This window comes from Aureibaculum algae, assembly GCF_006065315.1.
In the GTDB taxonomy this organism is placed as follows: Bacteria; Bacteroidota; Bacteroidia; order Flavobacteriales; family Flavobacteriaceae; genus Aureibaculum; species Aureibaculum algae.
The window spans coordinates 3,923,487-3,947,950 of sequence record NZ_CP040749.1; the positions used below are offsets into that span (position 1 = coordinate 3,923,487).

The following is a 24,464-nucleotide window of genomic DNA, read 5'->3' on the forward strand; positions in this document are numbered from 1 at the left end:
TTATTATAATTTATTATTCAAACTACGTAATTTAATACCAGTCAATACTTTTTTTGTGTAAAGCGGAAAATCAGCATTTTGTATCCAAGAATAATACCCCTTGTCTTTTGCTAATACCTCTGCTACTTTTTTACCTTTATATTTACCAAAGGTGAAAATTTCTTCGTCTTTATCATTAAACATAATAAAACCTGCGAAGTCAGCTCTTTTATTATGTGTAGAAAATTCATGTAAAAATTTTACATCATTTTCTAAATCGTCATACATGTCTAATTGTGCCTTTAAAATTTCATAGGTTGCATTAGTATCTGCCTCTGCCGAATGAGCATTTTCCAAGTCTTTATCACAATAATAGTTATAAGCAGCACTTAAAGTACGTTGTTCTTTTTTATGATAAATAACTTGTACATCAACCCCTACTCTATTATTCATATCAAAATCTATACCGACACGCAAAAATTCTTCAGCTAATAACGGAATATCAAATCTGTTTGAGTTAAAACCAGCCAAATCACAACCGTCAATTAATTGATTAATTTCTTTAGACAATTCTGCAAAAGTAGGCTCTGTCACTACTTTTTCATTGGTAATACCATGAATAGCAACCACCTCAGCAGGAATTTCCATTTCAGGGTTTACCAACCAGGTTTTACTTTCTTTATTACCATTTGGATACACTTTTAATATTGAAATCTCAACAATACGGTCTTTAGCTATATTAATACCTGTTGTTTCAAGATCAAAAAATACAATAGGTTTTTTAAGTTTTAATTCCATAATTCTTATTAGAAATATTTTCGTGTTGGGTTTGTAAATTTTATGAATTACCAAAGATACAATTTGTAACAAGAAATCATATTATTTAACATTTTGATTTGAGGAATAATTTTATAAAATTTTTCAATTCGAGTATCTTTACCAGAGACTACGCAATCATTAATATTTGTATCGATATTTGTTTCTTGCTAAGCTCAACTCATACCTGATGTTTCACAAGAAAAAAGTGTGGCACTCGGCCTAAAACACCAACAAACTGAATTTTATTTAGTTTATCCTCAATACTAGAATCAAAAAAGACAAATTCAATGGTATCAGCTACTCAATTTAATTAAATAAAAATAGTATTTAACCAAAAAAAATGCTAAGCATAAACTCAGCATTTTTATATTTTATATACCCATTTTTAGAACTCCCTATTCGTATCAAACCCTTCTAAATACTCGGCAACTCGTTGTATAAACATTCCTCCAAGAGCACCATTGACAACCCTGTGGTCATAGGAATGTGAAAGGAACATTTTATGGCGGATACCTATAAAATCACCTTCTGAAGTTTCAATAACAGCGGGTACCTTACGAATAGCACCTAATGCTAATATTGCCACTTGCGGCTGATTGATAATAGGCGTACCCATAACACTACCAAAACTACCTACGTTAGTAACCGTATAGGTACCTCCTTGCGTATCGTCTGGCTTTAACTTACCTGTTCTAGCACGTAAAGCTAAATCATTTACCGCTTTGGTCATACCCATTAAATTCAACTGGTCGGCATTTTTAATTACAGGGACAATCAAGTTTCCATCTGCCAAGGCAGCAGCCATCCCTAAATTAATATTTTTCTTCTTAATTACGCGATCACCATCAACCGAAATATTAATCATTGGAAAATCCTTAATGGTTTTAGCAATAGCTTCCATAAAAATAGGTGTAAAGGTTATTTTTTCTCCTTCTCTTTTTTGAAAACTATCTTTTACCTTGTTACGCCAGTTTACAATTTTAGTAACATCAACTTCAATAAATGACTGTACATGAGCTGAAGTCTGCACAGAGTTTACCATGTGCTGAGCAACCAACTTACCCATTCTGGACATTTCTATAATTTCATCTTGACCATTAACAGAAACTGGAGCGGCAGGTGTTGCCGGTTTCTGAGAGTGAACTGGTGTTGCGATTGCAACCGGTTTTGTATCACCACCATTTAAAGGTGTATTTCCTCTATTTTCTATATAGGCAAGAATATCATCTTTAGTAACTCGATTATCCTTACCGGTTCCAACAATGGATTCTAATTCCGTCATTGAAATATTTTCTTTTTTAGCTATCGTTTTCACTAAAGGTGAATAGAATTTACCGCTTGGCGAATCTCCAATCACAGCAACAGCTTCTTTTACTGCTGTTACTTCGGCAATAGTATTTTCAATAGCTTTAACTTCCTGAGGCTCTTCAGTTTTTACTTCAGATTTGATTGTTGTTACAGCAACATCTTCTGTTGCTCCATCTCCTGAAATTTCAATAATTGCAAGTGTTTCTCCTACTTTTACAACAGCATCAACATCATATAACCTTTCAATTAAAACACCTTCAACTTCACTCGGCACTTCAGAATCTACTTTATCTGTAGCAATCTCAACAATCGCTTCATCTAGCTCAATAGTATCACCTACTTCCTTTAACCATGATGTAATTGTTGCTTCCGCAACACTTTCGCCCATTTTAGGCAATTTAAGTTCAAATTTAGCCATCTAGTAAACAAATTTTAGAGTCCTGCAAAGGTATAAAAAATAAGAGGCAAAGTTACTAATTCGGGATTTAATACTAAATCATCACGTAAAAAAAAGACCGTCTTAGCAATTGCCAAGACGGTCCATAAATATGTTTAAATGCTAATTATTGCATCATCTTTTTTGTAAGTTCTTGTAACTCTTCTGCTTTAGCAGTCATGTAAGTTGTAAGCTTTTCAGCATCAGCACCAGTAATTTTACCAGATACCTCTTGAGCTTTCGTAGCTAAATCTTGACCTTTTTTACCTAAGTCAGCAAAAGCAGTCATATCTTTACTCTCTACAGCTTTTTTATAGTCGGCTATATAAGACTCATAACTGTCAACATAAGCTTGTACATCTGAATCGCTAAAACTAGGTGCTCCATCAGTTGATTCAGCAGTAGCAGTTTCTTCTACTTTTTCATCAGTTGTTGCAGTTTCTTCTGTTTTAGTTTCTTCTGTAGCATCAGGTTTTGGTGTCTCTTTACAAGATGTTAATACTAATGCTGCAATCATTGTTAAGCTTAAAAATACTCTTTTCATAATTAAATGGTTTTTGTTTATTAGTTGAGACAAATCTAAATACAATTCTAATTTTAGAAACACCTGAATAAAGGGGTATTTACTTTTTTCAAGATTAATAGTATTAAAATTGCTTTATTACTGCCAAATTAAGTCAATAAAACGCATTCGCTTTTCAATTATTGTGATAGATTTGAAAACTTTTAAAACTAACCCATTGCAAACCAATCTTTTTAAAGATTTACGTTTCATATATCCATGGAGGAATTATCAAGAAAATTTTTTAATTAATTTTTCTACTCATATTTCCGATGACCATTTTCATGTTATTGCTCCACCCGGATCTGGTAAAACAGTATTAGGATTAGAAATTGTAAAAAGAATTGGCAAAAAAACCTTAGTACTGGCACCTACATTAACAATAAGAAATCAATGGGAAGATAGATTACAACACTTTTTTACAAAAGAAAAAAATTCAGAACGGTCTCATTCGATATTAAATCACTCTCTGAAATTACATTCTCCACCTATCAATCATTACATAGTTTCTATAAAACCTTTGAAAATAAAGAAGACTATTTTACCTATTTTAAAACCAATGGTATTGAAACTATTGTATTAGACGAGGCTCATCATTTAAAAAACGCATGGTGGAAATGCCTTTATGATTTAAAACAGAGCTCATTATACACCATTGTGGCACTTACAGCAACTCCACCTTACGATAGTGATCGATCTGAAATTACAAAATACTTCCAACTGTGCGGTGACATAGATGACGAAATTGCAACTCCTGATTTGGTGAAAGAGCAAAATTTATGCCCCCATCAAGACTATGTCTATCTTTCTAAGCCTAGTGATATAGAGATTAATTACATTGTTAATTTCCGAAAGGAAATTGCTGTATTTATCGATGAATTGAAGAAAGACGAAATCTTTAAATTGTTTTTACAAAACCATCGTTTTTATAAAGATCCATCTACCTCTATTGATGAATTGTATGGCAACCCCGAATTCTTTTCAGAAATTATTATTTTCCTAAAATCTACTAGAGAAATTATCCCCTTCGAAAAAATTCAAATATTAGGTTTTGAAAAAGAAGCAGATGTTGAAATTCCTCCCCTTACAAATGATTGGGTTGAATTATTAATGCCATTATTGACACCTTATATGAATTACAACATTTTACCACAGAGAAATCACATATTAAAATAATTACAGATTTATTACAACAAGGAGATGTTACTTGCTCAATACAAGGTGCAAACCAGATAGAAAGTACTTTATTTATCAATGCCTTGAATGAAATGTTACAACCTATTGAAAACCCACGTTATGTAATTGTAAAAGATGTATGGTATCGTAAGAAATTGGACATTCAAAATTACTTTCCAGTACCACAACTATTTGGCGATAAAAAGGAACGTTGTGAAATTTTCTTAAAACATTGGAGTGATCAAATGGGTAATTCTAACGTCTTTTACACAAGACATTTAGAAGGTCGAAAAATGCTTGTTAAAGCAAGATTATTTCATATCAGTGGTGCAATAAAAGAGGTGACTAAAAAATCAGTAATATGGAAGTAATTAAATCCACTCTTTAGGATTTTGCAATACGCTGAGCACTTTAGCTTCATCACTATCTTTTTCAGGAATATGATTATACACCCATTGCACATGAGGTGGCAAACTCATCAAAATACTCTCTATACGTCCATTCGTTTTTAATCCGAAAAGGGTTCCTTTATCATGCACTAAATTAAACTCTACATAACGCCCACGTCGAATTTCTTGCCATTTACGTTGTGCTTCTGTATACAGTAATTCTTTTCGTTTTTCTACTATAGGTACATAAGCTTCTAAAAAACTATCTCCAACCTCCGTTACAAAATTATACCAATTTTGCATGGACATTTCTTCTGTTTGTTTACAATAATCGAAAAATAAACCTCCAATACCCCTAGCCTCATTACGATGTGTATTGTAAAAATACTCATCACAACGTTTTTTATATTTTGGATAGAAATCAGCATTATGGGTATCACATGCTGTTTTACATACTTGATGAAAATGTGTAGCATCTTCTTCAAATAAATAGTACGGGGTCAAATCTTGCCCACCACCAAACCAAGAATCGACAATTTCACCTTCTTTGTTATACATTTCAAAATACCGCCAATTAGCATGAACCGTTGGTACAAAAGGATTTTTAGGATGCAACACTAGACTTAATCCACAGGCGAAAAAATTAGCTTCTTCTACACCAAAATGCTGTTGCATTGTTTTGGGTAATTCACCATGGACGGCTGAAATATTAACCCCTCCCTTTTCAAAAACGTTACCACTTTCTATGACTCTTGTTCTACCACCACCACCTTCTGGTCTATTCCACAGGTCTTCTTTGAATGTAGCATTACCATCTACTTCTTCAAGCTTAGAAGTTATGGTATCTTGCAACTTCTGTATGTAATTGTAAAACTTATCTTTCATATTCTTTATTCTAAACAAACTTATAACAACTTCTTACTATTTATATTAATTGATAGTATTTGTTTATTTTTTAAAATGCCTAATATAGGCTTCATATAATTCCATATCAATTGGTTGTTCACCAACAGGAGTAAATTCATTTTCAAGTGTTCTAATCCAATTAAATTTACATTTTTCAGCCACTTTAACACTAGCTAAATTGTCTTTATGTGAAATAATCTGCATGGTTTCTAACCCTAGGGTTGTAAATGCATAATTTAATAATGCTTTAACCGCTTTTGATGTTAATCCCTGACCTTCATTAGCATAACCAATACAATACGCAAACTCTCCTTGTTTCTTCTCCCAATCTAATTCCTTAATCGCTATTATACCAACAAGTTCACGATTTTCCGAATTCTTTAGAGTAAAAATAAATTCTTGTTTTTGCTCAAATTCCTGCACTTTTTTTTCTACATACAATTGAGACAATGTAGGGTTCAGGTTTTGGGCTAGTGTATTTGGAAAGTATCGTTTTAAACGTTCTGAATTAGACACTACTAAGTCGCAAATCTTCCACGCATCTCCGCTATGTATTTTGCTAACTTCAAAACCATCAAATTGTGCAATCATTAAAGCTTAGTTTTATTATTTGAAATTTGACTATTTTCATTTATTCGGGCTACTGTTCCTATTGAAGCTGCCGTAACCGAAAAAGGTAATACTAAAATAACTCCTATAACGGGTATCATCAAAAATAACATAAATACGATACCATTGCCTAGAGCCAAACCTTTGTTTTGCTTTACAAAAATAAGACTTTCATTATATTTAAAATGACGCTCTAATGTATAATCCATATTTCCAAAACCCGCATAATAAGCCTGAATTAAGAAGAGCAATACAGTAGTGAAAATGTTAATTACAGGAATAAAACTCAATAGTAAAATAGGAATAGTAAATAGCAATTCTTTACCTAGATTTCTAACATTTATTCTAATACCCCTCCATAACTGGTTACTAAAAGTTGTATCTCTATGGTGATGAATTTGTGATAATGGCACTCCGGAAAGATGGGCTTCAATCTTCTCTGAAACGGGACTCATAAAAGGTGCAGATAATGCCATGATAATGTGTTTATACAAAATCAATCCAAGTACGGCAATTGATAACCCTCCTATAAAACTACTTATTGTCATAAAAGTTTGCTTGCCCCACTCCCATCTCCATATTTTGGCAATATAGTAACCGATGTTATCTGATAAAGTATAGGCTAAGAACCCAATAATCAAGGCTGTAAAAATGCTTATTACTATAGGGATGAAGAAATATTTCCAAAGTTTTAATTTAGAAATTAAACCGAAAGATTGGGTATACGCCTGAATGCTTTTAAAAATATTCTTTATCATTTACAGCATTATTACTTGTCAAAATCAATCCTCTAACTTTTCTATATACACCAAATCATTACTATATTTTTTAATATCTTCTACAGAATAAATCATTTTTGCTTCAGCCACTTTTTCAAGTAAAACATCAATAAATTGCTGTGTATCTCTTTCATCATTCTGAATAAATATTTTTCTACCTACATGATTGTTATGAGAATCCATTTCTTTTTCTAAAGGCTCATTGGGTGAAAACTCTTCGTGCCAATCAGTTACCTGTTGAGCAAAACGAATAGCTCTTCTTGTATTACCTCTCCATCTAGAGCATTTTTTTGCAATTAAAATATTCCAAAGGGCATGTCTAAAAGCATTGGTCACATTATTTTTATGATGTAATTTACCATACAATTCATCAGAAACTTTTACAGTTTGATACGTTGCTAATAATGCGGGGCCAAAACTTAATGGATGCCTAATAAATAAAAGAATAAATGACCATGCATTTCCTTTATTTACTAATTTGATAAACTCTAACTTATCCATTAAATTGATATTCTTTTACCGCATCAATAAATGCTTTCGCATTATCTAACGGAATATTGGGTAAAATTCCATGCCCTAAATTAACAATATATTTATCTTTACCAAAATCATTTATCATTTGATGTACCATTTTTTTTATGGTTGCAGGCGGTGATAATAATCTTGACGGATCAAAATTACCTTGAAGTGTAATTTTTCCTCCAGATAAGTAACGGGCATTCTGAGGTGTAATTGTCCAATCCACACCTAATGCACTTACATTTGATTTTGCCATTTCACCTAAAGCAAACCAACAGCCTTTACCAAATGCAATAACCGGAGCATCATCTTTTAAAGCCTCAATAATTTGATTGATATATTGCCAAGAAAATTCTTGATAATCTACAGGAGATAACATTCCTCCCCATGAATCAAAAATCTGAACTACATCAACCCCTGCTTTTACTTTTGCCTTTAAATAGGCAATAGTAGTATCAGTAATTTTTTGCAATAACTGATGTGCAGCCAACGGTTGTGTAAAACAAAAAGCTTTGGCTTTATCAAAGTTTTTGCTTCCTTGACCTTGCACTACATAACACAAAATTGTCCATGGAGACCCTGCAAAACCAATTAATGGAATATCATTGTTTAACAACTCTTTTGTTGCTATGATGGCTTGCATAACATAATCTAACTCTACATTTACATCAGGTACAATGACCTCGTCTACGCCTTTTTGATCTCTTACTGGGTTTGGTAAATAAGGTCCAAAATTCGGTCTCATTTCCACTTCAATATTCATGGCCTGTGGAATTACTAAAATATCTGAAAACAGGATAGCAGCATCCATTCCATAACGCCTAATAGGCTGCACTGTAATTTCACTTGCTAATTCAGGTGTACGACATCTTGTAAAGAAGTCGTATTTTTCACGAATGGCAATAAATTCTGGTAAATATCTCCCTGCCTGACGCATCATCCAAACCGGTGGACGGTCAACAGTTTCTCCTTTTAAGGCTCTTAAAAACAAGTCGTTTTTTATCATTATTTTAAATATTGTCTATTAGGTCTAATTACTTTTATTTACCACTGCTTCCATGGCTAAATCAATTGCTTTTTCTGTTTTTTGAAGGTCTTTTTCACTTAACGCGGATGATAAAAACCACGCTTCAAATTGTGAGGGAGGTAAAAATATACCATTTTTAACCAATGCCCAGAAAAATGTAGCAAACTTTTTAGTATCCGACTGTTGTGCTTCCTCAAAGTTTGTAACAACGCCTTTCGTAAAAAATGGATTAATCATCGAACCAAAACGATTTACGACAATGTCAACACCATGCTTATTTGCTTTTTCTTTTAACACCTGTTCTAATCTAGCAGCAACTTCATCGAATTTTTGATATGGATTTTGTTTTTTCAACTCTGTAAGTGTAGCAATACCCGCGGCCATAGCAATAGGATTTCCACTTAACGTTCCTGCCTGATACATCGCTCCTAATGGCGAAACCATTTCCATAATTTCATTTCTTGCTCCATAAGCACCTACAGGAAAACCACCACCAATAACCTTACCTAAGCAAGTAATATCCGCTTCCACACCTAACAACTCTTGTGCTCCACCAAATTTCGAACGAAAACCAGTCATTACCTCATCTACAATTAATAAGGCATTTTTGGTTTCTAAATATGTTTTTAAATCCTTTAAGAAATTACCTTGAGGAAGTACCACTCCCATATTACCAGCAATAGGTTCTATTATGACACCAGCAATATCATCATGTTTTTCAAAATGTGCTTTTACACTTTCTAAATCATTATAATTTGCAATTAGTGTATTCTTAACGGCTCCTTCAGGGACTCCTTTACTCCCCGGCAAACTCAATGTTGCCAAACCAGAGCCTGCGGCAACCAATAAAGCGTCTGAATGCCCATGATAGCAACCCGAAAATTTAATAATTTTATCATTACCTGTGTAAGCTCTTGCCAAACGCAATGCACTTAGTACAGCTTCGGTACCTGAATTTACAAATCGGACTTTATCCATACCTGGAAAAGCATCACAAACGATTTTAGCAAGCTTAATTTCATTTTTTGTAGAGGCTCCAAAAGTATAGCCGTTTTTCAAAGCTTTTTTAATTGCCTTTTCTACTTTTTTATGTCTATGACCTAAAATCATTGGTCCGTAGGACAAAACTAAATCGATATAGTCATTTCCATCAACATCTGTAATTTTTGTGCCTTTTGCTTTTTTAATAAATAAAGGATTACCACCCACAGAAGCAAAAGCTCGAACGGGTGAATTTACGGCACCAACTAAATGTTTTTGTCCCTTTTTATATAGTTTTTCTGAATTTTTAAAGTCCATTTGTTTTTATATTCTATTCAATTTAAATTGAATAATTTATTTTCTTATATCTCTATAAATTAAAGGATTTTACCTTGTTCATTGCTTTTGAGATTATAATACAGTTACTCTTTTACAACAGCCCCTTCCTTAATTGTAATCGTTTCCAGAAATGATCCAGATGCCAAATCATACACTTTTAAAGTACCATTACCATCTTTTAAAGAACCACAATCTATTTCTTTTCCATTAACATCATAAAACTCCTTTACATTAAAAACCATTCCATCTTTATACTCTATAGCTCTATGTAGTTGTTCATTTTCAAAAAACTTCTTTGCTAAGCCATTTAACTTCCCATTGTTGTAATGACCTTTGCCTGATATTGTACCTTTGGTATGGTAAGTTATATACTCACCATTTTCTTTATTGTCCTTGAAATTTAATAATTCAGCTAATTTTCCATCCTCTGTATAAAACAACCATTCTCCTGTTTTATTCACGAAACGTCTTCCAAAAAAGTCACGTTTCATTGGTTTTACATACGTTCCCTTAGCTTTAATTTTTCCATTTTTATAATAATTTTTCCATTCACCCTTTTCGAAATTGCCTTGAGTATAAGTTGAATCGTTTGTATAAATTAGATTATTAAAAAGTTTTCCATCATCGCTGTAAATTTTTTCTTCAGTTGCCTTTCCATATGTTGGGTGTAAAACTTCTTTTTTTTCTGTTTTTTGAGCATATAATGACCCCAAAACTAAAAACAATACGATAGAAATTCTAATCCTCATTACTTTCTTATTAAAATTTTGGCCACTTCTTTAGCAAAATAGGTAATAATTATGTCTGCTCCCGCTCTTTTCATAGACAGTAAGCTTTCCATCATTACGCGTTCTTCATCAATCCAACCTTTTTCTCCCGCCGCTTTTATCATTGCATATTCACCACTCACGTTGTAGCATGCTATAGGTCTGTCAAAGTTATTTTTTAAATCACGAATAATATCTAAATAAGACAATGCAGGTTTAACCATTAAGATATCAGCACCTTCTTCATCATCAAAAGTAGCTTTTCGAATGGCTTCATCTCTATTGGCGGCATCCATTTGATAGGTTTTACGATCTCCAAAACTTGGTGCAGAATCTGCGGCATCTCTAAAAGGACCATAAAAAGCCGAAGCATATTTTACTGAATAAGCCATAATGGGTAAATTTGAAAACCCTGAATTATCGAGTGCTTCTCGTACCATTGCAATTGTTCCATCCATCATTCCAGATGGTGCAATCATATCAGCCCCAGCCTTAGCATGAGAAATAGACTGCTTGGCTATATTGACCAAAGTAGCATCATTATCAACATCATTATCATGTAAAATACCACAATGTCCGTGCGAAGTATATTCACAAAAACAAACATCTGTAATTACATATAATTTTGGATAATTCTTTTTTATAAAACGTACCGCTTTTTGAATAATACCTTGATCACTCCAAGTTTCAGTACCTTCATCATCTTTTTCTGAGGGAATTCCAAATAACAAAACTGCTGGAATATTTAAAGAAACAACCTCGTCTAATTCTATTGAGATTCTATCGAGTGAAAACCGTTTTATGCCAGGCATTGAAACAATTTCTTTTTCAATATTCTCACCTTCTTCAATAAAAAGTGGATAAATTAAATCATCAATAGACAATTTTGTTTCTCTAACTAATCTGCGAATATTTTCTGATTTTCTAAGTCTTCGGGTTCTAAACATTACTTATGTATTAACATTAAACAAGGCTTACAAACACTAAATACTTTGGTAATCAAGTGACAACCTTATAGTGTATGCTAGTTTTTTGCGAAGTGTAAATTCGCGAGCTCTATAACACTTTCAACAGTGGGTACAGAAGCTACTTTTACTTCGTCAAAATATTTTTTCGCTTCTAAGGCTGTGGTTTCTCCTATACAAAAAGCAATACCAATCGGTTTATTTCCTTTCATATAACTTTGCACTGTTGACGGGCTATAAAATAAAATCCCATCAGTATTCTCCTCTACTTTTAGAGGGCTCAACATGGTTTTATAAGCTTCAACTTCATTTACAACAACATCATTTTCTTCCAAAAAGCTTGGTAACTCGTCTAAACGTAAGCTGCTAGTAAAATAAGTTACTTCTTTATTTTTTATATCTTTTAAAACAAGTGGAGCTAATTTCTTTGCATTTTTAGCCGTTAATTTAACTGGACCAATTTTTTTCTCAACCAACGCTTTGGTTCTACGACCTACGCAATAAATGTTTTTAAACTGTAATTCAGGTAAAGAAAAATTAGTTTCAAGTGACTCCACTGTGTTTTTACTGGTAATTATCACATTTTCCAATTCTTTTTTCAATACTGGTTGTGGTATTCTACTAAATCTAATTTTTATAAAATCGCTATCGTCTACCTTAATATCTTCATGTACCAATTTTGATTGACTAACCGTTAACTTTTTGGTTGAGCATACCGTAAATTTCTTTTCGAATTTATCAAAATTGGACATCAACTTTTTACCTCCTCTATCTATAATAAACTCTGCAGCATCTTGAGCCAAATAGATATGCTTTCTAAGTTTTACGGTTTTATTTATTTCTTTCTTACTCGTACCATCTTCACTTAGAATAATCCCTTTTAGGGTAATTTCCTCATCGTTTATGTAACATAAAGCTCCTATTGGTGCTGAACACCCACCTTCTAACAGGTTTAAAAACTTACGTTCTACATTGGTACATATTTCAGTTTCTTCATGATTTAACTTACCACAAGCCTCTCTAACAAACTCATCTTTTTCAAGTGCAGAAATCATAATTGCTCCTTGTGCCGGGGCAGGAATCATCCAACTCAGTGTTACTAAATTTTCAGGTTTAATACCTATTCGTTGTAAACCCGCAGCAGCAAAAATACCACCGTTCCAATCTTCATTATCTTTTATTTTCTGTAACCGTGTGTTTACATTACCTCTTAAGCCAACGACCTTATGAGAAGGATACCGCTGTAACCATTGAGCTTTACGTCGTAAACTACCGGTTGCAATAATGGCATCTTTTTGAGCCATAAACTCCTCATTATCTTTAAAAATCAACACATCTTCAGATGGCCCTCTTTTTAAAACAGCAGCTTGTACAATACCTTCTGGTAGAATGGTAGGAACATCTTTGAGCGAATGTACTGCAATATCAATTTCATCATTGAGCATTGCAATATCTAGATTTCGCGTAAATACGCCTGTAATCCCCATTTCGTAAATGGGTTTATTTAAAACTAAATCACCCGTAGCTTTTATAGAAATCAATTTGGTCTTATAACCTAAATATTCTAATTGATGTTGTACGGTTTTTGCTTGCCACATCGCTAATTCACTATCACGAGTGCCTATTCTAATTATTTTGTCCATTGTTAATTTTTCAGCTGAAAAACCTTTGAAATTAATGCGATACTTTCATCGGAATTAGAATCATTATCTTTTAAATGATTTGCAAATTGTTTTGTAATTTTCTGAACAATCCTATCTGATAATAGTTGAGCTTGTTGCTCATTAAAATCAGTGATTTTTTTTCTTTGAAAATCAATTTCTTCCAATTTGATTTCTTCCAATCGCAATTTTAAAGCTTTAATAGTTGGAGCAAATTTACGTGTTTCTAACCAAGCTTTAAACTCTTTTTTAATTTCATCTATAATTCCTTCTGCAAGTGGAATTTGTGCAGTTCTATTTTTAAGTGTATCATCGGTGATTTTAGAGAGATCATCTAAATGTACTAAACTTACATTCTCTAGGTCTTCTATATCATTTGATACATTTTTGGGTATGGATAAATCTAGCACCAATAATGGTTTATCATTAGATAATATCGCTTTTGTCACCGTAGGTATTGGAGCACCAGTAGCTACAATTAAAACATCGGCTTTTTTAATTTCTGACTCCAAATTGGTGAAATCAGCAACTGTAACATCAAATTTTCCTGCTACCTCCAATGCTTTATCTTTGGTTCTATTAACCAAAGTTATGTGTTTGTTATGTGTATGCTTTACTAAATTATCACAAGTATTTCTACCTATTTTACCTGTTCCAAACAACAGAATATTTTTATCTGAAATTTGCTGAACATTATTAAGTATATATTGAACCGATGCAAATGAAACCGATGTGGCACCAGAACAAATTTCTGTTTCGGTTTTTACACGTTTGCTTGCCGTGATTACATTATTTATTAAACGATCTAAAAAAGTCTTTAATAAATTTAATTTTTTAGATTGTGATGCACTTTTCTTTAATTGTCCAATAATTTCAAAATCACCTAATATCTGGCTATCTAATCCAGTTCCCACTCGGAAAATATGATCAATTGCATCATTATTCTTATAAATAGAGGCTACTTTTTCAAACTCTTCAATGGTTCCATTAGAGTGTTTGCATAGTAACTTAATAAGCTGAAAAGGGTGTGCCGCAAAACCATATATTTCAGTTCTGTTACATGTTGAAATTACCATTAATTCTTCTATACCATCAGCTGCCGCTTCGTTTAACAAATCTACTCTAGCAGATTCCGTTAAGCTAAAACGACCACGAACTTCAGCATTTGCCTTTTCATAGCTTAAGCCAATACAGTAAAAAGTATGATGTTTGGAAATGTTATAACGTTGCATATTTTTTCAATCGGAGCAAAAATATAATTAGTATACGAATAAAAACAACGCTCAAAGGATTATTTATATCGCTTCACGTTTTTTAGACTACTAAAAGCTTAAAATTGATTAAAAACCCTATATTTGCTACTACTAGTGCTATTTTAACGCATCCAATTTAGAACTATTCTAAATAATAAAATTTTGATAAATGCCTAAAATTGATTTAAAAAATAACGCAGAAAGTCCCATTATAAAAAATGAAGTTGAAGATGGAATTCACCTGCTTAAATCATTGAATGAAAGTAATGATATTCAAACAATTACACATGATATTGATAGTAGCTACATCCAATTCCATTTCTGTTTAAAAGGATCTTCAAAGTTCTTATTTAACAATGGAAATTACAGTTTTGATATCGCTGATGACAATTCATTGTTATTATACAATCCTCAAACAGATTTACCTTTAAATTTAGACTTACCCTCTAAGTCATGGGTAATTTCACTCTTTATATCTATTAAAAAATTCCATTCGCTATTTTCGCAAGAGGCAGATTTTATTCACTTTTTAACGAATGACAATAGAGATAAAAAATATTATGACACCAAGGTAACTTCCCCTGCATTATCAGTTGTACTAAATCAAATGATTAATTTCAACATCAATAGCTCATTGGAAAAACTTTATTTAAAAGGAAAAATTTATGAATTATTAAGTTTGTATTTTAATCACGGTGGTGAAGCAGACATTGAGCAATGCCCATTCTTAGTTGATGAGCAAAATGTGCTTAAAATTAGAAAAGCAAAAGACATTATTATTGCAAATATGACAGAGCCACCAAGCTTACAAGATTTAGCCAATGATGTGGACTTAAATTTAAAAAAATTAAAAACAGGATTCAAACAAATTTATGGTGATACTGTATATAGTTTTTTATTTGATTACAAAATGGAAGTAGCACGTAAACTTTTAGAGACCAATAAATTCAATGTAAATGAAGTCGGATTAAAAGTTGGTTACAGCACTTCTAGCCATTTTATTGCAGCATTTAAAAAGAAATATGGAACTACACCTAAAAAATATGTTTTAGCATTACAAAGTTAGATGAAGCAGCTTACACATAACGAGACCATAAACAACCAACAAAAATTTCCAATAACAATAGTTTGTGATGCTATACGAACTCCTGAAAATATTGGTATGTGTTTTAGAATTGCAGAATCTTTTGGCATTGAGAAGATATACCTTCATGAAAACTCTGCCAATTTACAAAATAGAAAAATTCAAAAAACATCGAGAAACACAATAGATCAAATAGAACATGCTAGATATTCAGATTTTAACGACTTGATACTGAACCTTAAAAACGACGGTTTACTGGTAGTTGGCTTAGAAATTACAGATAATAGCACTAAAATTCAAGATTTTGACTTTAAAGCGTATCCAAAAATTGCTTTGGTTGTTGGAAGTGAGCGAAATGGTATAACCAATATTGACTTACTCGATAAGAGTATTGCAATACCCATGTTTGGAAAAAACTCATCAATGAATGTAATTCACAGCTTAGCTATTGCTTTGTATGAAATTACAAATCAATTGAGTTAACAATCAACACTGTATTCAATTCATTAATGTGGCTTCATAAATACAATCAACATACCATTATAGCTTCTCTTTTTTGAGATAGTGAAGGGAGTTCAACAGTTGGTTTTATTCTGAATTATTTCGCATTCCAATCGACTATGAATTAATAATGCCCACCAAGTGAACCATTAGTATTTTGATTTGAATTTAAACGTTTTCTATTTTTATACTTCATTAAATTTAAGGCTTCGTCAACTAATTCATTATCAGTTTTTGTATCGTTTAACATTAATCCTCTATTTGCAGTTAAATAATAAGGTTTAATATTTATTTGATTTCCATTCTTTTCAAAAGCAATGTAATGCAACCAATCTACATTTCCATAATCATTTACATTTTTCATTTTAAAGAAATAGACCTCTAAATTTTTTTTCCCTACTGTTAATTTTTCTTTTTTAAAGAATGATATTTCATCTTTTTCCTTATCGTAATAAGCATTAGCGAACAACCTAGATTGAGCATATTTTTGTTGAAATTTATCTGTTTTTAATACATCCGGAAGCAACTTATGTTTCTCTAATTTATCAATTAAAGTATATACATTTTCCGTTTTTTCAATGGTCTTATCTTTCAATTTTTGAGGTATTATTAACCCTTTTGATTTTAATAACACATAATAATTACACAAAGCATCAATATCACTACTTTCTAAAAGTTTCGTATAAAACTGTGCTACATTCTTTTCCTCTCTAAAAGGATCTAATAAATTAACATAATACCCCAACAACGATTCCACTGAAGAAGAATTACCATAAGATTGCACATCTGTAAGACTTCGCTTTAACTCAATTTTAGCATCATTTAGCAACTGTTCTTTATATTTCTTATAAACTTTTGGCTTAATAAAACTACTATCTTTTAACCTTGACAATAAACTGTAAATGGGTTTTTTATACTCTTGAATAGAAGAGTATTTTAATAATTCAGGAAACAACTTCTTCTTTAATTTCAAAGAATCATTACGCATTGGGTTATCAAAAATTGTATTCATAGAATAATTTTCCACAGGAAAATCAATCTCTAATAAATTTAATATTGTTTTATAAGATTCACTATTCTTTTTAGCAACTAATGCTTTTATAATATCAATTTGGGTTTCGGGCTCACTATAGGACTTTATATATAATTGATTTAAAAAAGGTGCTGTTTTATTGCTCTTTAACTTTGACAATTCCCTAATAATATGCCCTTTAGCATATTTTTTATCTTTAGAAAACTCATGTGTATTTAAAATAGAAATCATTGCATCAACATCCTTTTCTCTAAAATTGAGCAGATAATGAGCATTATCTGCGAGGCTGTCATTACTTTTTAAGGCCGTAAAATAATCAACTACCTTATCTTCAAACACATCTCTCCCTAAGAGCGTATCTAATGGCGTAAATGTTTTATAAAAAGTATCAACAAATTTGGAAGAAGTACTTAAACTATCTTCCATTGTTTTTAACTCATACAGCACTCCTAATTTTAGAATTTTTTTGACCCGTATTCGTTTCGCACTTAAACTATCTTTTGCTAAAAAAGTATAGGTATAAAGACCATTTTCTTTTTGCTTCTTTTTATTTATTAATTTAAATTTATATGAATACGCCATCTCTGCTTGACTCCAAAGACTATCTATGTTTTCAAACATCTGCAAATCGTGATATTTAGTTCTGGTAACTACAATATTTTCATTGGTCTTAGAACTGTATTGTGTGGTATTAATATGTGCAGCATAAGGCTTTTGCTTTACACCTCCACCATAGAGATTCATTGGAAATGGCGGTTTAGTATTTGTTTTTACCGTAAAATATAATGCGGTATCTTGTACTTGTTTAAAGTCATCTTTATAAATAATATCTTTCAATTTAAACGAATTGAAATACGTATTTGCCACAAGAGAATCTTTACCAACATAACCTAATAAATAGTAAGACTCATCTTTTACAATACTTTTTAATGCGATTTGTTGATGCGTGGCAGAATCTAAAATAGCATTAGACTGATAAGCTGCATAATTACCTGAAACCTCTTTTCCAAATTGCTTAGTCAATTTTAAATTTTTATAAAAAGCATTGTGGATGTATGCTGCTTCAAACTTATCTTCTTCAATATAGTTTACATCGTGTACTGGTACTTCTTGCAAAAAATAATATCCAGAATCGTCATAGGATTGAATCAAATTTTTACCCGCAACATTAAAACTTTCTGAATTGTAATTTTGTGGCATTTGAATAGCGTATTTACCAAAACTAGGTGAAAACTCCGACCACTTACTAGCTAAAGGTCTAAAGGAAATAGAGTTGAAAATTTTATCTGCATGTTTTAGTGCATAGTCACCTTTACCTCCTAATTTAATAATTACGATTTCTAACGGTGTTTTATAAATATGATATTTTTGATAGTCTTCTTTCTTTGTTTTGTTTAAAATACTAATACCAGGATAAGGTGTCGTTAGTATTTCTTTTTTAATTATTTTCCCAGGAATATCTTCATATAGTAAATGATCAATATCGTCTAAGCTAATTTTTGTACTTCCATTAGTATTTAAATAATCAAATGTATTCATTCTCGTTATTGCCAAATAACCTCCATTTGCCATATCTGTAGCAACATAATATTTTTGATTTAAAAAATTGAGCTCTAATAATTTTTCAAAACTTTGAATACTCAAAAACTCGTCGGGGGTAGCTTCTAACTTTAATGTTGGTTCAACAATAGTTGATTCCAATTTATTTTTCATTGTAGTGGCAAGTGACGTTCTTTTAGATGTTAAAGCCGTTACCGAATAACCTCTTCTTCTCAACATTTCGATAACCCCATTTTCTCCAGGTAAGTGAGCAGCACCAACTCCTGAAAAAACTGATTTATGCTGCATTAAAGAGTCTAATACATTAACCATATTTTCATTACGCTGGTATAACATATATTTTCTAAAATGCTCCGTATTTGTAGCCTCTCCAATAGAATCTAATAAATCTAAATTTCTATCTCTGTAAGCATCCTCAGTTAACATATACATCGGTTTTTCTTTGTACAACTTTTTCAACCAAGTATCTTGCTGCTTTTTCATAGAATTATAACTTGCCTTGGTAACTAAATACCTAGACTCATTAAAATCTTCAAGTCCAACAACAGGTTTGTGATTTTTCTTCCCAGCTTGATAAATAAACATATCTAAATAGGTTTCTTCTTCAAAATTATCAGAACCCGATTGCTTTCTATATAGGTAACTATTCACTAATGTATTATCTAAACGTATCGCATTTCTAATGGCTAACTTTTGTGGAAAAGGCAATTCAAATAAAGCTCCATAAAAATCTTTATTGTAAAAGTTTCCTGCTCCATAATAACTCATACCAGCATTAATCATATCATAGCTATTCTCAAGCCATTCTGTTGGGTCTGACTCTAAGGCAACAACTTCACTTTTCTCTAAAGACTTATAGAACACGTCGTCTAACCGAAAAGCTACTTTACTACTGACATGCATTGTACCATATAGATAAGAATCTTTTTCTAGATTATTCCCTGATATTTTCCAAAGTAAACTCTGATATTTTTGTTGTGCAGACAGCATTGAGCATACAAATAATAAAATTACAGGAATATATTTCTTCATGTGTATAAAAGTAAAAGTGATTTAATATAAAGTGGTAGCAATAGTATTGCTTCAAGAATAAAACAACTGAAGTCGGCTTTATCCTAATGATATCGTAAATATATTTATTATTTTAACAACGAGAAATACAAATTGAGTAAAACAGTGGCCAGAATGAGTAAACAATATTTTTTCATCAAAACTTCACGAATAATTGTATTTTTGTAAGCCAATTTGTAATTAATGAAGAAAGGAATTTTATTAGTCAATCTAGGCTCTCCTGACAGCACCAAAGTAAAGGATGTTAGAAAGTATTTGGATGAATTTTTGATGGATGAGCGTGTTATCGACATTCCTCGATGGAAAAGGTATTTGCTCATAAAAGGCATTATTCTAAACACACGACCTAAAAAATCAGCCAAAGCCTATAAAAAAATATGGTGGAAAGAAGGATCTCCTTTAGTGGTTATATCTGAACGATTCTCTAATAAAGTTGCGGACAAATTAGATATTCCTGTAGCCTTAGGAATGCGTTATGGTTCCATGAGTATTGAAAGTGGTATTGCTCAACTTGTAAAAAGAGGTGTAGAAGAGATATTACTTGTACCATTATATCCTCATTACGCCATGTCTTCTTTTGAAACCGTAGTTGAAAAAGCTAAGGAAATTAACAGAAAAAAATATCCAACAATTAAGATGGATGTGATGCCCGTATTTTATAACAATACAGATTATATAAAGGTAATGAGTGCCAATTTAAAGCGTCACTTATCAGGATTTGATTATGATCATATTTTGTTTTCATATCACGGAATTCCAGAACGACATATTTTAAAATCAGATACCACAAATTCACATTGTAAAATTGACGGTTCATGTTGCGATACACATTCAAAAGCTCATAGAACATGTTATAGACATCAATGTTTTGAAACCACAAAAGCAATTGCAAAAACATTACAACTAAAAGAAGGAACGTACAGTAATTCGTTTCAATCTAGATTATTAAAAGACCCATGGTTAAAACCCTATACCGATTTTGAATTGGAAAAATTCGGAAAAGAGGGTGTTAAAAATTTAGCCGTAATCACTCCTGCTTTTGTAGCTGATTGTTTAGAAACCTTAGAGGAGATAGCCATGGAAGGTGAACATCAGTTTAAAAGTGCCGGTGGTCAAGAATACAAACACATACCATGTCTAAATGATAATGATGACTGGGTAGATGTTATGGTAAATTGGGTAAATGAATGGGTTGGTGAACCCGTTAATATTTGAGTAACGATTTTTGAGTAACAATTAACGATTTCTGAATTAAGAATTAATGGAAACCAATAAACTAGAAGATAGGTTAATAAATTTTTCTGTTCTTGTTATTGCTATTTATGATAATCTTAAGACCAGTTACGATGCTAATTATTATGGTAATCAATTAATCAGGTCATCAGGTTCTCCGGCATTGAATTATGGAGAAGCTAGAAGTGCAGAGTCTCATAAAGACTTTGTTCATAAAATGGGAGTTTGTTTAAAAGAATTAAGAGAAAGTTTTAATTGTTTAAAAATAATAAGTAGAGCTAATCTTTATCTCGAGAATCAAGAGGATTTAGACAATGCCCTGGACGAAAACAATCAATTAATTTAAATTTTTGTCGCAAGTATAAAAACTTCAAAAAGCAACAATTCAAAAATCAAAAATCGTTAAATTATTCTTTAACCAAAAATGAATTACCTCTACCTTAAATCATTACACATTATTTTTGTAACCACATGGTTTGCAGGACTTTTTTATATTATTAGGCTTTTTATCTATTATAAAGAAGCAGAAAAAAAACCGGATTTAGAAAAGGGCATCTTACAAAAGCAATATAAATTAATGATTAAAAGGCTTTGGTATATTATAACTTGGCCTTCTGCAATACTTACATTTATTTTTGCCACCTTACTCCTTTATATACAACCGATATGGCTATCGACCAAATGGATGTGGATTAAATTAGTCTTTGTTTTATTGCTGTACCTATACCATTTCTCTTGTCAACACATGGTCAATCAAATTGAAAAAGGTTTTCTTAACTATTCTGCTTTTGGATTACGAATTTGGAACGAAGTGGCCACAATATTACTCTTTGCCATTGTCTTTCTTGTTGTACTAAAAAATTCTATTGGTTGGATTTTTGGAACCTTAGGTATACTTGGGGTTTCCATTTTATTGATGTTGGGTATAAAATTATATAAGAGAATTCGGAGTAAGAGAAGTTGGGATAAAGAGTAAGTTTACACTTTTTTCTTCTTCCTGTACGTTTTTAGACCAATATCAGCCAAAACATAAATAATAGCACCATACACAAAAAATTTCCTTCCAAGAAAATCTATGTGCATAATACTAAGAATTGCTAATGCAATTATTAGTATTGAAATTAAAATATCTATAATTTTTTTCAATTGCTTTAAAAATTATTACAAATGGACTCTTTCTTTTCTTCTAAAAAACAGCAACTTACAAAAAAATAATGAATCTAAAAGTTTTGCGTAGTATTAAACGATCATTGCTTTAAACTCCCTTCAAAAGGAATTCTATTTAAAATACTCCTGCCTAGTGTAATTTCATCAGCATATTCTAACTCATTACCTACAGCAATTCCGCGAGCAATTGTAGAAACACTAATATCTATATCTTCCAACTGCTTGTAGATATAAAAATTAGTAGTATCACCTTCCATGGTAGGGCTCAATGCAAAAATAATTTCTTTTATAGTACCTCCCCTGACTTTAGCAATCAAACTATCTATGGTTAAATTTTGTGGACCAATACCTTCAATAGGAGAAATTTTACCTCCCAAAACATGGTACATTCCTCTAAACTGAGCTGTACTTTCAATAGCCATTACATCTCTAATATCTTCGACTACACAAATGAGCTCATCGTTTCTGTTTTTATTAGCACAAATTTCACACAGATCAACATCAGAAATATTGTGGCAATTTTTGCACAACTTAACCTTCTCTTTTAAGTTTTGTAACGCCTCGGTTAAATACGTGGTACGTTCTTTCGGTTGCTTTAATAAATGCAACACCAAACGTAAGGCTGTACGCTTTCCTATTCCCGGTAATTGAGACACCTCATTAACCGCATTTTCTAAGAGTTTTGAAGAAAAATTCATGGTGGCTAATTTATAAAAATTAAACTAGAAATTCTGAGGTGAAAATCCTAAATCTTAAACTAAAAAAAACCTTATATTCGTACCTCAAAATTAAAACAGACCTATGCAACCCATTCATATTCTCCTTTTAATAGCCGCCTACTTTGGTGTGTTAATACTCATATCATTTCTTACCGGAAAGTCAGCAACTAATGAGACTTTTTTCAAAGCAAACAACAAATCACCTTGGTATATCGTTGCGTTTGGAATGATTGGAGCCTCATTATCTGGAGTTACTTTCATTTCTGTACCAGGAATGATTGGTGGATCACAATTTGCATACATGCAAGGAGTGTTCGGATTTTTAGTTGGATATCTATTAATTGCATTTATCTTATTACCTATTTATTATAAATTAAACGTTACTTCTATTTATCAATATTTAGAACAACGCTTTGGAAAAGTGAGTTACAAAACAGGAGCCTTTTTCTTTTTACTTTCAAGAGTTACCGGTGCATCATTTCGACTATTTTTAGTTGCACTTGCCATGCAGTATATTGTTTTTGGACAAATGGGTGTACCCTTTTGGCTCACAGTGGTTATCTCAATACTTCTGATTTGGCTTTATACTTTTAAAGGTGGAATAAAAACCATTGTTTGGACCGATACGTTACAAACATTGACCATGCTAACAGCTGTTGGTTTAGCTATTTATCTTATTAATGAAAAACTAGATTGGTCATACATTGAGTTTTTAAAAACAGATGCCTTTGCCGAAAGAGGTCAAATATTCTTTTTTGACAACCCAAATAGTGCAACTTACTTTTGGAAATACTTTATTGGAGGTATTTTTATAACTATAGCCATGACTGGATTAGATCAAGATATGATGCAGAAAAACCTAACGTGTAAAAACAAAGGTGATGCTCAAAAAAATATGATTTCGATGTCTGTATTATTAGTTATTGTTAACTTCTTCTTCTTATCGTTAGGTGCATTACTTTTTATATATGCAGCTAAATTAGGCATTGAAATTCCTGTCGTCGATGGTAGAACAAGAACCGATTTATTATTCCCTGAAATTGCCATGAATCAAGATTTAGGCACACCGCTAGCTGTCGTATTTATTATCGGCCTAATTGCAGCTGCCTACTCAAGTGCTGATAGTGCATTAACCTCATTAACCACCTCTATTTCTGTAGATTTTTTAGGTATCGAAAAAAGACCAAAAGAGAAACAAATACCATTGCGTAAAAAAGTACACATTGGTGTATCTCTTTTATTAATCTTAGTGGTCATTATTTTTAATTCGCTTGATGGAAATGTAGTTGGAAACTTGTTCAAATTTGCTACGTTCACCTATGGCCCACTGTTGGGATTATTTATGTTCGGTATTTTTACAAAATATCAAATAAAGGATAAATACGCGTGGATTGTTGCTCTTATTTCTATTGGATTGACCTATTTAATTAGCATTTCTCCAGTTCTCTATGCGTATTATTTCGATTATGAAAATATTATTTCATGCGGAAAGCCTGCTTGGGAATGTGCAGAAAATTATGCAGCTGAAAATAACTTCTACCAATTTCATTGGGAGATATTACCAATAAATGGGTTGATTACCATAATAGGATTATGGTTTATCAGAAAGAAAAAGTAACTT

General features: G+C 31.8%; 23 protein-coding genes and 1 pseudogene. 9 read left to right on the top strand and 15 right to left on the bottom strand.

What is annotated here, in order from left to right; all coding sequences use genetic code 11:
* Positions 1-3: 3 nt before the first annotated feature.
* The 3 genes from FF125_RS16600 to FF125_RS21970 all read right to left on the bottom strand — a co-directional run bounded on the left by FF125_RS16600 (position 4) and on the right by FF125_RS21970 (position 3,086).
* Positions 4-777 carry a 3'-5' exonuclease gene (locus tag FF125_RS16600; protein WP_138950837.1) on the bottom strand — a complete coding sequence of 258 codons (774 nt, stop codon included), beginning with the start codon at positions 775-777 and terminating at the stop codon, positions 4-6.
* Between the two features lie 406 nt (positions 778-1,183).
* Entirely contained in the window at positions 1,184-2,524 is a 1,341-nt protein-coding gene (locus FF125_RS16605) for a dihydrolipoamide acetyltransferase family protein (RefSeq protein ID WP_138950838.1), read from the bottom strand.
* Positions 2,525-2,669: 145 nt separating this feature from the next.
* Positions 2,670-3,086: a hypothetical protein gene (locus FF125_RS21970; protein ID WP_175418947.1), complete on the bottom strand. Its 417-nt coding sequence runs from the start codon at positions 3,084-3,086 to the stop codon at positions 2,670-2,672.
* A gap of 163 nt (positions 3,087-3,249) precedes the next feature.
* Here FF125_RS21970 and FF125_RS16615 point away from each other — a divergent pair.
* The 3 genes and pseudogenes from FF125_RS16615 to FF125_RS16625 form a co-directional block, all read left to right on the top strand.
* Positions 3,250-3,725, top strand: a pseudogene (locus FF125_RS16615) (DEAD/DEAH box helicase); the annotation flags it as partial.
* Positions 3,726-3,761: 36 nt separating this feature from the next.
* Complete coding sequence (locus tag FF125_RS16620) at positions 3,762-4,280, top strand: hypothetical protein (RefSeq protein WP_175418948.1); 519 nt, start codon at positions 3,762-3,764, stop codon at positions 4,278-4,280.
* 92 nt (positions 4,281-4,372) lie between these two features.
* The gene (locus FF125_RS16625; RefSeq protein WP_138950841.1) at positions 4,373-4,651 is read left to right on the top strand and encodes a hypothetical protein; all 279 of its coding nucleotides are present in this window, start codon (positions 4,373-4,375) and stop codon (positions 4,649-4,651) included.
* Here FF125_RS16625 and hemF read toward each other — a convergent pair whose 3' ends face one another.
* From hemF to hemA, 10 genes are all read right to left on the bottom strand, one after another.
* On the bottom strand, positions 4,652-5,554 hold the full coding sequence (gene hemF / locus FF125_RS16630) for an oxygen-dependent coproporphyrinogen oxidase (protein WP_138950842.1): 903 nt from the start codon (positions 5,552-5,554) through the stop codon (positions 4,652-4,654).
* 63 nt (positions 5,555-5,617) lie between these two features.
* Positions 5,618-6,166, bottom strand: a complete 549-nt coding sequence (locus tag FF125_RS16635; protein ID WP_138950843.1) for a GNAT family N-acetyltransferase — start codon at positions 6,164-6,166, stop codon at positions 5,618-5,620.
* Positions 6,166-6,942 carry an EI24 domain-containing protein gene (locus tag FF125_RS16640; RefSeq protein ID WP_138950844.1) on the bottom strand — a complete coding sequence of 259 codons (777 nt, stop codon included), beginning with the start codon at positions 6,940-6,942 and terminating at the stop codon, positions 6,166-6,168. The genes FF125_RS16635 and FF125_RS16640 overlap by 1 nt, the downstream gene beginning before the upstream one ends.
* Positions 6,943-6,966: 24 nt before the next feature.
* A complete protein-coding gene (locus FF125_RS16645) occupies positions 6,967-7,464 on the bottom strand; it encodes a DUF6973 domain-containing protein (RefSeq protein WP_138950845.1) in 498 nt (165 codons plus the stop codon).
* Entirely contained in the window at positions 7,457-8,488 is a 1,032-nt protein-coding gene (gene hemE, locus FF125_RS16650) for a uroporphyrinogen decarboxylase (protein WP_138950846.1), read from the bottom strand. Before hemE ends, FF125_RS16645 begins: the two co-directional genes overlap by 8 nt.
* A 24-nt stretch (positions 8,489-8,512) precedes the next feature.
* On the bottom strand, positions 8,513-9,808 hold the full coding sequence (gene hemL, locus FF125_RS16655) for a glutamate-1-semialdehyde 2,1-aminomutase (protein ID WP_138950847.1): 1,296 nt from the start codon (positions 9,806-9,808) through the stop codon (positions 8,513-8,515).
* Between the two features lie 104 nt (positions 9,809-9,912).
* The gene (locus FF125_RS16660; RefSeq protein WP_138950848.1) at positions 9,913-10,578 is read right to left on the bottom strand and encodes a toxin-antitoxin system YwqK family antitoxin; all 666 of its coding nucleotides are present in this window, start codon (positions 10,576-10,578) and stop codon (positions 9,913-9,915) included.
* Positions 10,578-11,543, bottom strand: a complete 966-nt coding sequence (gene hemB, locus FF125_RS16665) for a porphobilinogen synthase (protein WP_138950849.1) — start codon at positions 11,541-11,543, stop codon at positions 10,578-10,580. Before hemB ends, FF125_RS16660 begins: the two co-directional genes overlap by 1 nt.
* 77 nt (positions 11,544-11,620) lie before the next feature.
* Positions 11,621-13,204: a hydroxymethylbilane synthase gene (gene hemC / locus FF125_RS16670; RefSeq protein ID WP_138950850.1), complete on the bottom strand. Its 1,584-nt coding sequence runs from the start codon at positions 13,202-13,204 to the stop codon at positions 11,621-11,623.
* A gap of 2 nt (positions 13,205-13,206) precedes the next feature.
* On the bottom strand, positions 13,207-14,454 hold the full coding sequence (gene hemA / locus FF125_RS16675) for a glutamyl-tRNA reductase (protein WP_138950851.1): 1,248 nt from the start codon (positions 14,452-14,454) through the stop codon (positions 13,207-13,209).
* Positions 14,455-14,644: 190 nt separating this feature from the next.
* Here hemA and FF125_RS16680 point away from each other — a divergent pair, with 190 nt between their 5' ends.
* Both FF125_RS16680 and FF125_RS16685 read left to right on the top strand, forming a co-directional pair.
* On the top strand, positions 14,645-15,541 hold the full coding sequence (locus FF125_RS16680; RefSeq protein WP_138950852.1) for a helix-turn-helix transcriptional regulator: 897 nt from the start codon (positions 14,645-14,647) through the stop codon (positions 15,539-15,541).
* Positions 15,542-16,042 (top strand): TrmH family RNA methyltransferase, encoded by a 501-nt coding sequence (locus tag FF125_RS16685; protein WP_138950853.1) that lies wholly within the window; start codon positions 15,542-15,544, stop codon positions 16,040-16,042. It begins immediately after the preceding gene.
* A 142-nt stretch (positions 16,043-16,184) separates the two neighbouring features.
* Here the strand turns inward: FF125_RS16685 and FF125_RS16690 are convergent, their stop codons facing one another.
* Positions 16,185-19,685 carry a TraB/GumN family protein gene (locus tag FF125_RS16690; RefSeq protein WP_250629609.1) on the bottom strand — a complete coding sequence of 1,167 codons (3,501 nt, stop codon included), beginning with the start codon at positions 19,683-19,685 and terminating at the stop codon, positions 16,185-16,187.
* A gap of 222 nt (positions 19,686-19,907) precedes the next feature.
* Between FF125_RS16690 and hemH the strand changes: the two genes are divergently transcribed.
* The 3 genes from hemH to FF125_RS16705 all read left to right on the top strand — a co-directional run bounded on the left by hemH (position 19,908) and on the right by FF125_RS16705 (position 21,933).
* The gene (hemH, locus tag FF125_RS16695) at positions 19,908-20,939 is read left to right on the top strand and encodes a ferrochelatase (protein WP_138950854.1); all 1,032 of its coding nucleotides are present in this window, start codon (positions 19,908-19,910) and stop codon (positions 20,937-20,939) included.
* A gap of 46 nt (positions 20,940-20,985) precedes the next feature.
* Complete coding sequence (locus tag FF125_RS16700; protein ID WP_138950855.1) at positions 20,986-21,303, top strand: four helix bundle protein; 318 nt, start codon at positions 20,986-20,988, stop codon at positions 21,301-21,303.
* A 78-nt stretch (positions 21,304-21,381) separates the two neighbouring features.
* Positions 21,382-21,933 (top strand): CopD family protein, encoded by a 552-nt coding sequence (locus tag FF125_RS16705; protein ID WP_138950856.1) that lies wholly within the window; start codon positions 21,382-21,384, stop codon positions 21,931-21,933.
* Between the two features lie 271 nt (positions 21,934-22,204).
* Here the strand turns inward: FF125_RS16705 and recR are convergent, their stop codons facing one another.
* Complete coding sequence (gene recR / locus FF125_RS16710) at positions 22,205-22,822, bottom strand: recombination mediator RecR (RefSeq protein WP_138950857.1); 618 nt, start codon at positions 22,820-22,822, stop codon at positions 22,205-22,207.
* Positions 22,823-22,925: 103 nt separating this feature from the next.
* On the opposite strand from recR, the gene FF125_RS16715 reads away from it, so the two are divergent.
* Positions 22,926-24,461: a sodium:solute symporter gene (locus FF125_RS16715; protein WP_138950858.1), complete on the top strand. Its 1,536-nt coding sequence runs from the start codon at positions 22,926-22,928 to the stop codon at positions 24,459-24,461.
* Positions 24,462-24,464 lie beyond the last annotated feature (3 nt).